Genomic DNA, 13,775 nt, shown 5'->3' with positions numbered 1-13,775 from the left:
GACTAGTGACTTTTGGATATGAACAGATGAATATTCGCTTTGGTATTATCAATTTTCTCTACAGCGACATTTACGTTCGTATTTCCGTCTGTATAATTCAATTCGCCTTGAGTTGCTACCCCTTCATTTTGAGTGATTGCAAAATTATTTGCTTCTGCATAGGCTACAAATGCATTGTAATGGTCTGCCCACATCCCATCCACTTCATAGAATGCTGCATGATTACTCGCGGAATCGAAATTTTCGATTTCTATGAATAATGTCTTGGCACATTCCACTAATGGAAAACCTTCAGGTAACAAACTTAAGGATGTGTAATATTCATCAGAACATTTGCCATGCCCTTTTGACGTTAGATTTAGAAAAGAATCAGTCACTTGGTACTGGATAATAGGCGATTCGATATATTGTATACCTGTTAAGAGGGAATCAGATCCTACATCCTCATTGGTGACAGTAATCTCTATACCATTCTTTTCAACAGAAAGAACGCCGACTTCTTCCGTCTTAACTGTATAACCTTCACCTAAAAAAAAGGATTTCATATTCTCATGTTCATCTTTAAGTGGACCAAAGTTTTGATATTGAGCGGCAATCGCTCGTGAGTTATCCATTCGATCTTCAACGATGCCGATACTTGTGACATACGCACACTCCGGAATTGGAAATCCAGCTGGAAGACGGTTTTTCAGTAGATAGAATTCATGTGCACAACCTCCCAAGCCTTCTCCACTAGCAAACTCTGTACTTTCATCACTAGTTTCTGAATTCTCACTTCCGTTGTCTCCATCTACTATCTCTTCATCTTCAGTGCCCTCATGATCATTCGTAGACGCATTTGCTTCTCCAGTACTTTCTTCTTCGATTTCAACAATATCAGCCTCTTCTTCTTTATCATCACCTGGAATAACTGTAAGACCATCTGCTGAAATTTCTATACTTCCCCCGTCAGTCATTGGAATCGAAACACAACCTGCTATTAACAAAATCGCAAGAAATATCGTCATTAACGATAGTATTCTTTTCATTTACTGTGCCTCCAATCCATCATTCTTCATCCTGCGGTGTGTCGTAATGATAAAGTATCAATCTGACCTCTACCAACTCTATTCCATCATCTCTAGTTAGTTGACGGAACTCTAATGTCGCATCATAATCAGACGATTTCCCTTTTAGCGATGCAGTCATTGCTTCTGCCTTTTCATGCTTTGATAGGGGTCCAAATCCGGTATCCTCTAGATAACCCACATATAAGTCAAATATGTCTGCCCAGTAACCTTCCACAGTAAAATAGGCATCTAAGGTGACCGCCTCATAAGCTTCATAATAACCCTCTGTCATGGTTCCTATTATCGTACAGTCAGGTAACGGGAAATTTGGCGGTGCTAATTCTGCAAGTTGTTTTAATGCCCTATCATTCCCTCTTGTATCCTCAATCGGCTCAGCACAACTAGATGAACCAGTTACTACTTCTTCAGACTCGCCTTCGTCCGTTTCTCCGCCATCTGCGGTAGATTCCTCATCGTTTGTTCCTTCTACTTCAGCTTCAGCGTCCACCCCTCCATCACTTTCAACCTCGTCTACTTCACTTTCAACTCCTTCTTCTTCACCTTCTGCAATACTTACCCCGTCTTTCGACACCTCTAATTTCCCACCATCGCCAAGCGGAATTGATATACAACCCGCTAATAGTATGCTTAAAAATAAAACAGCTAATAATATACTGATTTTCCTCAAAAAAGCACCTCCAAAGTTCTATTCATCCCTACTCTATTCAATGAAGGTTAAGAATCGGTTAAGTTAAGAATATTATAATTAATTTTTAGATAAAAAAATACACCCGTTGAAGGTGTATAAGAATGCCTATTATCCAATGACAATTTGGTCATTTAATGATTTTAGCGCTGAAAATATACTTAATGCAGTTAAATAACTTGTTTTCGCATTGTCTTGGGAAGGATTGTTTTGAACCGTCAGCTCAAGTTCACCAAAATCACCCAATGCATGGATTGTATGATTATTTTTCGTAACTTTTGGGTCCGCAATTATTGTTACGGAAGTTCGTTCAATTCCAATACCCGCTAAAGAAAGGACAATGGCTACATTTGCATTTTGTGGATATTTTCGAATCGCGTTCTTAGCTGATCCCTCAAACAATATTGATTCTTCTTCGAATAGTTTATCTGAAAAAGCAGTGAAAGGCTTCCGTGTCACCAAGGAAACGCTATGCAAGCCGCCCATAATATTCGCATTTTTTATAATGTCCAATCCACCAATTGCACCTGCTGGAAGATAAACTTTTCGATCATTTGTTTTAGATACTGTTATTAATTCGCTGTATAACGATGAATCAGCCAAGGCTCCTATACTGATTAGAAGTAAATCTTTTTTCTTGATAATTTGTGTTGCATAGTTTGTGATTGTTTCGATATTGGCACATTCGACAACGAGTTCAATATCTGATTGTAGAAATTCAGTTATATCCTGATAGTTCGTAAAGCCGTAGGTCTCAGAAAGACGCTGTAATTTCACTGACGAAGAAGGTCTTTCATCTAAAACTGCGCAGATTTGATAGCCAGAAAATTTTTTTTCACGATTCAACTTTTCCAATAAAAACTTTCCAATTGCGCCACAGCCAATCAACCCGATTTTCAAGTAACACACCTCTTTTAGATTGCATCTACCTGCTTATTCTATTCTTTGTCTAGTGTATCATATATTCTTAAATTCCAATTTTTCATAAGCGTAAAAAAACTACCTAGCATAATTTCTTTGTTAGGTAGTTTGTTTTCAATTCATCTACTAAAAATTTTGAACCATACTTATACGCTGCCCCATGCATTCACTTAGTTTACTCAAATCAAAATTCCCACCACTTACAATGACACCCGTTTTCTTGGATGAAACCGGCAGTCTTTTGTTCACGACTGCTGCGATTGCTGCAGCGGCAGCTCCTTCAACGAGTAACTTTTCTCTTTCCAGCATGAAAAGAATCGTTGAAGATATTTCTTGTTCCGTTACTGTAATGACATCATCCACATAATTACGGATGATATCCATCGTTAGCTTGCCAGGTTCCTTTACGCAAATGCCTTCAGCAATTGTAGGTAAGAATGGCAAGTTCGTGTTGCGAACCCCTTTGAAGACGTGAGCAATGGCTGGCGAATTGGATGCTTGAACACCTATTACTTTCACGCTAGGACGGATTGTTTTAACTGCCAGTGCTGTTCCCGCGAGTAGGCCGCCACCACCGGCCGGAACGACGATCGTATCCATTTCAGGTTGCTGTTGCAGCATTTCCATGGCAACAGTCGCTTGCCCCTCAATAATCGCCAAATCATCAAATGGATGGATGAAACTTGCACCTGTTACCAATTGTTCTTCGCGCGCTGCAAGATAGGCTTCATCAAAATTTTGTCCTACTAATTTTACATTTGCGCCATATTTCCGTGTTGCATTAATTTTGGTATCCGGTGTTGTTTTAGGCATAAAAATAGTTATCGGTACGCCTCTTTCACGCCCTGCGAGTGCAACGCCTTGCGCATGATTTCCTGCAGATGCAGCAATTAATCCGCGCACACAGTCCTCATCACTTAATTGTGAAATCTTGTTAAAGGCGCCACGAATTTTAAATGAACCCGTTCTTTGTAGGTTTTCTAATTTCATATAAACCGTAGAATCCGCCCACTCATTTATGGTTTGTGACTCTTTGCAGGGCGTTCTATGAACGACGTCCGTTAATCTTTCAACTGCCTCGAATAATCGTGCTGTGCTATATAAATCCCCAACGACACCATCTCCTCTATTAGTCAGGCTATTTGTTCCGATTTACACCAACTGCTTCTGTTGCTCTTCATATGCTTTAATCTTGTCTTCATATTGGAAAGTTAACTCAATTTCATCCCAACCATTTAATAGCATTTGTTTATAATAAGGATCAATTGAGAAAGAATAAGCTTCCCCGTCCTCAGTTGTTACCGTTTGATTTTCTAAATTGACTTGAACTGCATAAGGTGCATCTTGACCTTTTTCAAGAATCTGTTCAACTTCAGCTACTGACAATGCAATGGGTAGCAATCCATTTTTCATACAGTTGTTATAAAAAATATCCGCAAAACTCGGTGCAATAACAACGTTATACCCATAATCCAACAGAGACCACGGTGCATGTTCTCTTGAAGATCCACAACCAAAATTTTCGTGAGCTACTAATACATTGGAATCCTTAAACCGTTTGTCGTTCAAGACAAAGTCTTTTTTTTCATTACCATCTGCATCAAAACGCCAGTGATAAAATAGATATTTCCCGAAGCCTGTTCGCTCAATTCGTCTTAAAAATTCTTTAGATATAATTTGGTCTGTATCAACGTTTGTTCGATCAAGCGGTGTAATGACACTTTCTACTTTATTGATTGGTTTCATTTGTTTAACCTCCTTTATAGTTTAAGCATGAACTGCATTCATTTCTCGTACATCTACGAAACGTCCTTTTACAGCAGCTGCGGCAGCCATTGATGGACTCATCAAGTGCGTTCGTGAACCCGCGCCTTGTCTTCCTTCAAAGTTACGGTTAGATGTTGAAGCACAACGCTCGCCTGCTGGAACAACATCATCATTCATCGCTAAACACATACTGCAACCCGATTCACGCCATTCGAATCCTGCTTCAAGGAATACTTTGTCTAACCCTTCGTCTTCTGCTTGTTTTTTCACCGTTCGTGACCCAGGTACGACAATGGCCGTCACTGATTCATGAACTTTTTGACCTTCAATTACTTTTGCCGCGGCACGCAAATCACTTAACCGAGCATTTGTACAAGACCCAATAAATACATTTTGAATGGCGATTGACGTTAATGGCGTTCCTTCTTCTAGTCCCATATATTCAAGTGCATTTTTCAATGACTCTTTATCAGAATCCGAACTAAAATCAGTTGCGTAAGGAACATGACTTGAAATACCTGAACCCATTGATGGGTTAGTTCCCCATGTCACGAAAGGTTCGATTTCATTTGCATCGATTTCAACGACTTTATCGTACTGTGCGCCTTCATCAGTTGCGAATGAAAGCCACTGCGTTGCCGCTTCGTCAAATTCTTTCCCTGTCGGAACATATTTACGACCTTTTAAATATGAAATTGTCGTCTCATCAGGGCTAATCAAGCCAGCTTTCGCACCTGCTTCGATAGACATATTACAAACTGTCATTCGCTCTTCCATTGTTAAATTACGGATGGCTTCACCTGTAAATTCAATGATATGACCATTTCCCATATCGATTCCAAATTTCGCAATGATCGCTAAAATAATATCTTTAGCGGTTACGCCAAATCCAAGTTCTCCAGCAATACGTACTTCCATTGTTTTCGGTCGAGCTTGCCATAATGTCTGTGTGGATAAAACATGTTCAACTTCACTCGTACCAATTCCGAATGCAATCGCTCCAAAAGCACCGTGAGTCGATGTATGGCTATCGCCGCAAACAATCGTTTTTCCAGGTTGTGTTAAGCCAAGCTCCGGGCCAATAATGTGTACGATTCCTTGATCGGGATGATCCATATTGGCAAGCGGAACTCCGAATTCGTCACAGTTTTCTTGTAGCGTATTAACCTGTTTTCTCGCGATTGGATCTTTAATTGTCGGTAAATTTCGTGTTGGAATATTATGATCCATCGTCGCAAAACATAAGTCCGGACGACGCACTTTTCGATTTGCAATACGTAATCCTTCAAAAGCTTGAGGCGACGTAACTTCATGCAATAAGTGAAGGTCGATATAGAGCAGGTCCGGCTTACCACTTTCTTCGTAAACGACGTGCTGATCCCAAACTTTTTCGATAATTGTTTTAGCCATTTTGCTCCCCCTCTATATTAGTTGTACGTAAACATGATGCTGTTACTGACGGACTGTATATCAAGTTCCTCAACAACTTTATTTGTCCAATCTTCTGTTGATAAAACACGATCACCTTCTGAAGCCAAATCAGCTGTGTAGAATCCATCTTCAAATACGACATTGACCGCTTTTTCGACAGCTGCAGCTTCTGTTTCCATACCGAAAGAATATTTCAACATCATTGCAGCGGATAAGATTGTCGCAGCAGGATTTGCCTTTCCTTGGCCCGCAATCGTTGGCGCACTTCCATGAACCGGCTCATAAAGCCCAAATCCATCGCGGCCAATACTTGCTGAAGGAAGTACCCCTAAAGAACCGGTAATGACAGATGCCTCATCACTTAAAATATCGCCAAACATATTTTCTGTTACGATTACATCGAATGCACTTGGGTTTGTGACAAGCTGCATCGCCGCTGAGTCAACCAACATATGCTCGACTTCGATATCGGGATATTGTTTTTTCTTTTCTTCTACAACTTCACGCCACAGTTTGCTCGATTCCAAGACGTTTTCTTTATCGACAGATGTTACTTTACTACGTCGTAATCTGGCTAATTCAAAGGACTTCACAACAATACGTTCAATCTCTTCTCTTGTATAAACAAGTGTGTCAAGCGCAGACTTATCGTTATGTTGACTCGGTTGCCCGAAATACAAACCACCCGTTAACTCACGGACGATTAACATATCGACATCTTTCGCCACTTCTTCTTTTAGAGGAGAAGCATGAAGTAAAGATGGAACAGCCATTACAGGTCGTAAATTCGCGTATAAATCAAAGTGCTTACGAATGGCAAGCAAACCTTTCTCAGGTCGCAAATGAGTGGGTTGCTGATCCCATTTCGGGCCACCTACTGCACCAAGAAGAATGGCATCACTCGTTTGACAAAGCTCTATTGTTTCGTTTGGAAGTGGGGAATTATGCTCGTCGACTGCTGCTCCGCCAATCAATCCGTAGCCAAACTCGAACGTATGATTAAATCGTCTTCCAATAATTTGTAGCACCTTAACTGCTGCTTCCGTTACTTCTGGACCGATTCCATCACCTGGTAGAACTGCTATTCTCTTTTTCATATCAAGCTCTCCTCCTTATTTTTTTGTCCGTAGATTTTTAACTAATTGAAACTGATTCTTTCTTTTCTCGAACTCCTGCGTTAATGAGTTGACGGTTAATCGCATTTAAGTAAGCTTTTGCAGATGCCTCAAGTACATCCTGCGCAACATCACGACCCGTTGAATCCTGACCGTCCACACTAAGGTTAACAACTGCTTCTCCGAGCGCGTCTCTGCCTTTTCCAATTGAAGTCACGCGATAATCGAGTATGTGCACTTCACCTTCAACCAGTTCTTCTAAGGTATTAAAGATAGCTTCTACTGATCCTGCACCAGTAGCTGCTTTATTCACTTCTTCTCCACTTGGCGCGATTGCTGATACGGTTGCCGTTGGGACGTTGTTTTTGTCATATTGTATTTGAACATTTGTTAACTGATAAACTGGTGTATCTGAACTTTGAATTTGTTGATCCGTGAAGAGTATAAATAGATCATCTTCTGTAATTTCTTTCTTGCGGTCAGCTAACTTTTTGAACTCGATAAATGCTTCGTTTAACTTGTCATCACTTAATTCGAAGCCCATTTTAATCGAGCGATCTTTAAATGCATGTCTTCCGGAATGTTTTCCAAGAGCCAATGGAACTTCACTTTCTCCAATTAATGCTGGCGTAATGATTTCATAAGTCTCTGGATTTTTCAACATGCCGTCTTGATGAATACCCGATTCGTGAGCGAATGCATTTTTACCGACGACTGCTTTATTCGGTTGAATTACAACTCCCGTTAACTGGCTAACTAGTTGGCTCGTTCGCTTAATTTCTTTTAACTTAATATCGGTTTCAAAACCATAAAAATCTTTTCGAACGTGAAGTGCGACCGCAATCTCTTCTAATGCAACATTACCAGCACGTTCACCAATGCCGTTTATTGTTCCTTCGATTTGGTCGGCCCCGTTTTCAATCGCAGCGATTGTATTCGCAGTTGCCATCCCTAGATCATTGTGACAATGCGCCGAAAGTTTAACTTTGTCGATTCCGGTTACATTCTCTTTCAAGTATCTAAACAGTGCGCCGTATTCCATTGGTGTTGCATATCCGACAGTATCTGGAATATTAATGGTCGTTGCACCTGCCGCAATCACTTTGTTAACAATTCGAACAAGAAACTCTGGATCCGACCGGAAAGCATCTTCTGCTGACCATTGGACAAGCGGGAACTTTTTCTTTGCATATTTGACAGCTTCAACCGCAAGCTCTACCACTTGGTCTGGTGTTTTCATAAGTTTATATTGCATATGGATGGGTGAAGTCGCTAAAAATGTATGAATATGAGGTTGTTCTGCACCTTTAAGTGCTTCCCATGTCGTATCAATATCACTTTTCATTGTCCGTGCAAGCCCTGTTACAGTAGAGTTCTTAACCGTATCCGCAATTTTCTGAACAGCTTGGAAATCACCAGGGGATGAAGCAGGAAATCCTGCTTCAATGATTGTTACCCCTAGTTTTTCTAGCTGACGAGCAATTTCTAGCTTTTCAGCTGTGTTTAAATTAATGCCCGCTGCTTGTTCACCGTCTCGTAGTGTCGTATCGAATACATCAATCTTTCGCACTCGTCACCACTTCCTTCTCTTTTTTACCTGCGTTCACAAAAGGCATCATTTCACGAAGTTTTTGACCGACAACCTCAATTTCATGTTTTTCTTCTTTTTCAGTGATTGCGTTAAAGTTTGGACGTCCTGTTTCGTTTTCTTCAATCCATCCTTTTGCAAATTCACCTGATTGAATTTCAGAAAGTAATTCTCTCATACGGTCTTTCGTTCCTGCATCGATAATGCGGTCACCTGCAACATAATCTCCCCACTGCGCTGTGTCAGAAATCGAGTAGCGCATTCCTGATAGACCGCCTTCATACATAAGATCAACGATTAGTTTTAGTTCATGGAGCGTTTCAAAGTAAGCAAGTTCTGGCTGATACCCTGCCTCGACAAGAATTTCAAATCCAGCTTTTACAAGTGCTGTCGTTCCACCGCAAAGAACTGCTTGTTCTCCGAATAAATCTGTTTCAGTTTCTTCTTTAAATGTTGTTTCAAGAACGCCTGCTCTCGCGGAACCAATTCCTTTTGCATAAGCAAGTGCTACGTCTTGTGCTTTTCCTGAAGCATCTTGATAAACTGCGAACAATGCCGGAACACCAGCGCCTGCTTCAAATGTTCTGCGGACAAGATGTCCAGGACCTTTTGGTGCGACAAGGAATACGTCAACGTCTGCCGGTGGTTTAATCTCATCAAAGTGGACGTTAAATCCATGAGCGAAGACAAGTGATTTTCCTGCTTTTAATGCTGGTTCAATTTCATCTACGTATACTTGTTTTTGTCTTTCATCTGGTAGTAAAACCATCACTAGATCTGCTTGTTCTGCAGCTTCTTTAACGGATGCAACATCCAGCCCGTCTTCTTTTGCTTGGTCGAAAGATTTCCCTTGACGTACACCAACGACTACGTCAAATCCTGAATCCTTCAAGTTTCGTGCATGTGCATGACCTTGTGAACCATATCCGATTACTGCAATTTTCTTTCCTTGTAAAACACTCTCATCGATATCGTTGTTATAATACATTTTAGCCATTTTAAATTTCCTCCTAGTAGGTTGTTTTCTATTTTTTATTTTAATATTGATAACTGAGGTGAATGAACCTTTTGTGTTTCTCGCACAAACGCTGTAGCGCCGGTTCTTGTTAGTTCTTTAATGCCGTACGGTTTTATCAAATCGATAAATGCCTCAATCTTTTCAGGATTGCCAGTCACTTGGTAAGTCACTACGTTTTTCCCGATATCGATGGCGGTCGCCCGAAACGGTTCAATAATGCTGTTCATTTCACTTCGGATATGCGGTGGTGATATGACTTTTACAAGCGCTAGTTCCCGCATAACAATCGATTTGTCCGTTATGTCGTCTACCTTAATGACATCGATTTGTTTTTGAAGTTGTTTAACGAGTTGTTCGATTTTCCTTTCGTCTGGAACATTTACGACAAAGGTCATCTTCGACATTCCTTCTTGTTCGGTATGACCAACTGTCATGCTTTCAATATTAAATTGTCGCTTCATGAGCAGCCCAGTCACACGGTTCAGTACGCCGCTTTGGTTAATGACTGTTACAGCAATAACTCTTTTCATTTACCGCTCACTCCAATCATTTCATGTAATCCCGTTCCTGGAATAACCATTGGGTATACATTTTCTAATTGCTTCACGCGACAATCGATGAGAACTGGTTCGTCGGATAACAATGCTTCTTCGAAAACGGCTTCTGCTTCTTCCAGTGTGTTGATGCGATACCCTTTTAGATCGTATGCCTCTGCGAGTTTAACGAAATCAGGTTGTACAGGGATTAGCGATTGGGAATACCGTTCTTCATAAAACGTTTCTTGCCACTGGCGTACCATGCCTAGACCTTGGTTATTTAATATTACGACTTTTACAGGTATTCTGAGTTCTTGTAGTAAAGATAGTTCTTGTGCAGTCATTTGGAAACCTGCATCTCCGACAATTGCAACAACTCGTTCTTTTGGTTTTGCTAGCTGTGCACCAATTGCTGCTGGGAATCCAAAGCCCATAGTTCCTAACCCACCTGATGTCACCCAATGATCTGGATTATTCAGTGGATAATACTGTGCCGTCCACATCTGGTGTTGACCAACGTCTGTTGTGACAATGGCATCGCCACCTGTCACACGGTGAATAATTTGAATCGCTTGCTGCGGTAGAAGATGTTCTTTATCTTCTATATACCAAAGCGGATATTCTTTATGTGCACCTTTTAAATGAGCTATCCAATCTGCAGATACCGGTGATGTAATTTCTTGTTTCATTAATTCTTTTAGCGCTTCTTTGGCATCAGCTACAATCGGAATTTCCGTCGGTACGTTTTTCCCGATTTCAGCTGGATCAATGTCGATATGGACAACTTTTGCATTCGGTGCAAATAAATTCAAGTTTCCAGTAAGTCGGTCATCGAATCGTGCACCGATATTGATAAGCAAGTCACATTCGGTGATAGCCATATTCGCCGTGTACGTTCCGTGCATGCCTGCCATTCCCAGAAACAGTTCATGTTCTCCGTGAATGCTACCCAAACCGAGTAATGTATTCGTGACAGGTATGCGATGTCTTTCAACAAGTTCTTTCAATTCATCCATCGCCCCAGCGTGGAGAATACCTGCACCTGCTAATATAAGTGGTTTCTTCGCATTTGATATGGCCTGTGCTGCTTTTTGAACTTGTAGGAAGTTTGGTCTTATCGTCGGTTGATAGCCCGGCAAGTTCACTTCCTCGTCTACATGCTTTTCTTCATCAAATAATCCGGCCGCGATGTTTTTGGGTATATCTACGACCACCGGCCCTTTTCGTCCTGTTGACGCGATATGAAAAGCTTCTTTTATGATTCTCGGAAAATCCTTTATATCGTTTACTTGATAATTATGTTTTGTAATTGGTTGTGTAATTCCGATAATGTCTGCTTCTTGAAAGGCGTCTGTTCCGATAACTTCTTGCCCAACTTGACCAGTGAAAACGACTAAAGGTAATGAATCCAGATATGCGTCTGTAATACCTGTCACCAAGTTGGTTGCTCCCGGTCCTGATGTTGCAATTACGACTCCGGTTTTTCCGGATACACGCGCATATCCTTCTGCTGCGTGGATTGCACCTTGTTCGTGCCTGGCAAGAATATGTTTAATCGGATTTTTGTATAAGGCGTCGTATATCGGTAAAACTGCTCCACCCGGATAACCAAAAATCACTTCGACACCTTGATCTTTCAAAGCTTGAATGAGTACTGCAGACCCATCATTCAATTGTTTTGGCTGTACTTCTTTTTCCGCTGGCATTTCAGTAAGCTCTTGCATGGCTTGACCTCCAGTATTCATTTACCAAACTCCTCCTGACCTAATTTATTTAATATAAAAAAGCTTTCTCATCCCACGCAAAGAAACATGTTCTTTACGAGGGATGAAAAAGCTTTTCATGGTACCACCCTAGTTCGTAGCGCTAACGCTACCTCTTGAATAGCCGTAGCTATCCTTTTATAACGAGCGTAAAATTACGCCCGGAACAACCTAGTCAGTTTCCTTTTCAGCAGTTCTCTCCGAGGGGATGTCGCAAATAGATGTATTGCCGGCTTCCACCAATACCGACTCTCTAGTAATACATGGGTCTATTTCCTTTTACCTCATCAACGATTTGGGTTTACTATTCAATTAAGTGACTTACCTGACAATTCAAGGCCCAACTGTTTGTGAATTAAATCACGAACTCGATTGGATTGTTGTTATCTTACCGCGTATTTTTGATTACGTCAACAGATTCTTTATAATTGCGTGTTAATTTTAAATAATAAAACTGACTGTATCCGCTTTCATTGTTGGTGCGACACCCTTAAATATTTTCAATCTTTTTTCAATGTTTTTCACTTTTTTGTAGGATTGGGCCAATGGAATGTATTCATTTCGAATTGTTGCTGTACTTTGTGAATGATTTGTGACGGAGAGTTATAAGTGTTGAATACCTAATTAGATTTAAGTGTCATGTAGAAAACAATGCAAATGTGGTGGCGCTACAGATGAGTCGAAGGTCACGACTTGCAAGCAAATTGATTTAAGTGCAAGGAAACCCCTACTACCTGCAAGGAAATATACTTTGAGCGCAAGGAAGTCTCTACTTACTGCAAGCAAACTACCTAAATGTGCAAGCAATTGCTCACGGGAATAATTGGCGCGAAAATAAACGTTGTAAACAAGAAAAAACCGAGCACCTTGAACAATAAATCGTTCAGGCACTCGGTTATATTTTTTACTTCTAATCAAACAACTCTATTTTCCGGCTCTTGTCCTTCTAATACATCTTTAATGGCTTGTAGATTCATTTTCATCATGGCGTGGCGGGTTCGGATGCTGGCGCTACCGATATGTGGTAAGACCGTTACATTCGGCAATGTGAGTAATGGATGATCCATTGAAATTGGTTCAACTTCAAATACATCAAGACCCGCTGCCCAAATTGTCCCCTCTTTTAACGCATGATAAAGGGCTTCTTCATTCACGATGCCGCCTCGTGCAACGTTGATGAGGATGGCTGTTTTCTTCATTTTCGCAAGTTCTTTTTCTGCGATCATGTTTTTGGTTTCCGGAGTCAGTGGCGCAAAAATAAGAACGATATCGGACTCTGTTAGTAGTGTATCTAAGTCCGCATACTCAAAACCATGTTCTTCTTCCGCTTCAACTTTACGTGAACGGTTTTGATAGAGCACACGCATATTAAAACCTTTTGCACGGCGCGCAGCTGCTTCTCCGATCCTTCCCATACCAATGATCCCTAATGTAGCACCGCCCACATCCATGCCAGTGAAGTCCATAACAGACCATGACTTCCAGTTCCCTTTACGGAGTTCAGTTTCTGCTTCAGTAATTCGACGCGCGGTAGCTAAAATAAGTGCAAACGCTAGATCTGCTGTTGTTTCAGTGAGAACATCTGGCGTATTCGTTACGACGACGCCTTTTTCTTTGGCAGCTTCAACATCGATATTGTTAAAGCCCACTGCTAAGTTAGAGACAACTTTTAGTTTAGTTGCTACCTCGAAGACTTCCTTATCTATATTATCGGCTAAAACCGACCATAGTGCGTCTGCTTCGGCAACTTCTCTCAATAAGATATCCTGCGGAACCGACTCACTCGCTGATTTCCACATACGAACTGTGTACTTTTCCAACAAAGGTGCAACTGCTTCATCTGGTAATTTTCTTGTGATATAAATAATTGGTTTCAAAAAA

The 13,775-nt window shown here is 40.9% G+C and carries 13 protein-coding genes; all 13 read right to left on the bottom strand.

The genetic code is table 11. The features are described from left to right. Positions 1-2: 2 nt before the first annotated feature. Positions 3-1,028 (bottom strand): hypothetical protein, encoded by a 1,026-nt coding sequence (locus AC25Y1_RS14615; RefSeq protein WP_488148735.1) that lies wholly within the window; start codon positions 1,026-1,028, stop codon positions 3-5. A gap of 19 nt (positions 1,029-1,047) precedes the next feature. Next, positions 1,048-1,737, bottom strand: coding sequence for a hypothetical protein (locus AC25Y1_RS14610; RefSeq protein ID WP_488148734.1), 690 nt, complete (start codon positions 1,735-1,737; stop codon positions 1,048-1,050). A gap of 129 nt (positions 1,738-1,866) precedes the next feature. Continuing rightward, entirely contained in the window at positions 1,867-2,664 is a 798-nt protein-coding gene (gene nadX, locus AC25Y1_RS14605) for an aspartate dehydrogenase (protein WP_488148733.1), read from the bottom strand. 138 nt (positions 2,665-2,802) lie between these two features. Further along, a complete protein-coding gene (locus AC25Y1_RS14600) occupies positions 2,803-3,813 on the bottom strand; it encodes a threonine ammonia-lyase (RefSeq protein WP_488148784.1) in 1,011 nt (336 codons plus the stop codon). A gap of 15 nt (positions 3,814-3,828) precedes the next feature. Next, positions 3,829-4,422, bottom strand: coding sequence for a 3-isopropylmalate dehydratase small subunit (gene leuD, locus AC25Y1_RS14595; RefSeq protein WP_488148732.1), 594 nt, complete (start codon positions 4,420-4,422; stop codon positions 3,829-3,831). Between the two features lie 21 nt (positions 4,423-4,443). Further along, a complete protein-coding gene (leuC, locus tag AC25Y1_RS14590; protein ID WP_488148731.1) occupies positions 4,444-5,853 on the bottom strand; it encodes a 3-isopropylmalate dehydratase large subunit in 1,410 nt (469 codons plus the stop codon). A gap of 17 nt (positions 5,854-5,870) precedes the next feature. Then, positions 5,871-6,971, bottom strand: coding sequence for a 3-isopropylmalate dehydrogenase (leuB, locus tag AC25Y1_RS14585; protein ID WP_488148730.1), 1,101 nt, complete (start codon positions 6,969-6,971; stop codon positions 5,871-5,873). 37 nt (positions 6,972-7,008) lie between these two features. Further along, complete coding sequence (locus tag AC25Y1_RS14580; protein ID WP_488148729.1) at positions 7,009-8,559, bottom strand: 2-isopropylmalate synthase; 1,551 nt, start codon at positions 8,557-8,559, stop codon at positions 7,009-7,011. After that, on the bottom strand, positions 8,546-9,574 hold the full coding sequence (ilvC, locus tag AC25Y1_RS14575; protein WP_488148728.1) for a ketol-acid reductoisomerase: 1,029 nt from the start codon (positions 9,572-9,574) through the stop codon (positions 8,546-8,548). The genes AC25Y1_RS14580 and ilvC overlap by 14 nt, the downstream gene beginning before the upstream one ends. A 35-nt stretch (positions 9,575-9,609) precedes the next feature. After that, complete coding sequence (gene ilvN, locus AC25Y1_RS14570; protein WP_488148727.1) at positions 9,610-10,125, bottom strand: acetolactate synthase small subunit; 516 nt, start codon at positions 10,123-10,125, stop codon at positions 9,610-9,612. Beyond that, complete coding sequence (gene ilvB, locus AC25Y1_RS14565; protein WP_488148783.1) at positions 10,122-11,837, bottom strand: biosynthetic-type acetolactate synthase large subunit; 1,716 nt, start codon at positions 11,835-11,837, stop codon at positions 10,122-10,124. The genes ilvN and ilvB overlap by 4 nt, the downstream gene beginning before the upstream one ends. Before the next feature lie 687 nt (positions 11,838-12,524). After that, complete coding sequence (locus tag AC25Y1_RS14560) at positions 12,525-12,812, bottom strand: hypothetical protein (protein WP_488148726.1); 288 nt, start codon at positions 12,810-12,812, stop codon at positions 12,525-12,527. Then, positions 12,809-13,771: a 2-hydroxyacid dehydrogenase gene (locus tag AC25Y1_RS14555; RefSeq protein ID WP_488148725.1), complete on the bottom strand. Its 963-nt coding sequence runs from the start codon at positions 13,769-13,771 to the stop codon at positions 12,809-12,811. The genes AC25Y1_RS14560 and AC25Y1_RS14555 overlap by 4 nt, the downstream gene beginning before the upstream one ends. Positions 13,772-13,775 lie beyond the last annotated feature (4 nt).

Source organism: Sporosarcina sp. Y1009 (genome assembly GCF_057669865.1).
Note: the sequence above shows the minus strand (reverse complement) of the source record. Positions and strands in the feature narration are given on the sequence as shown.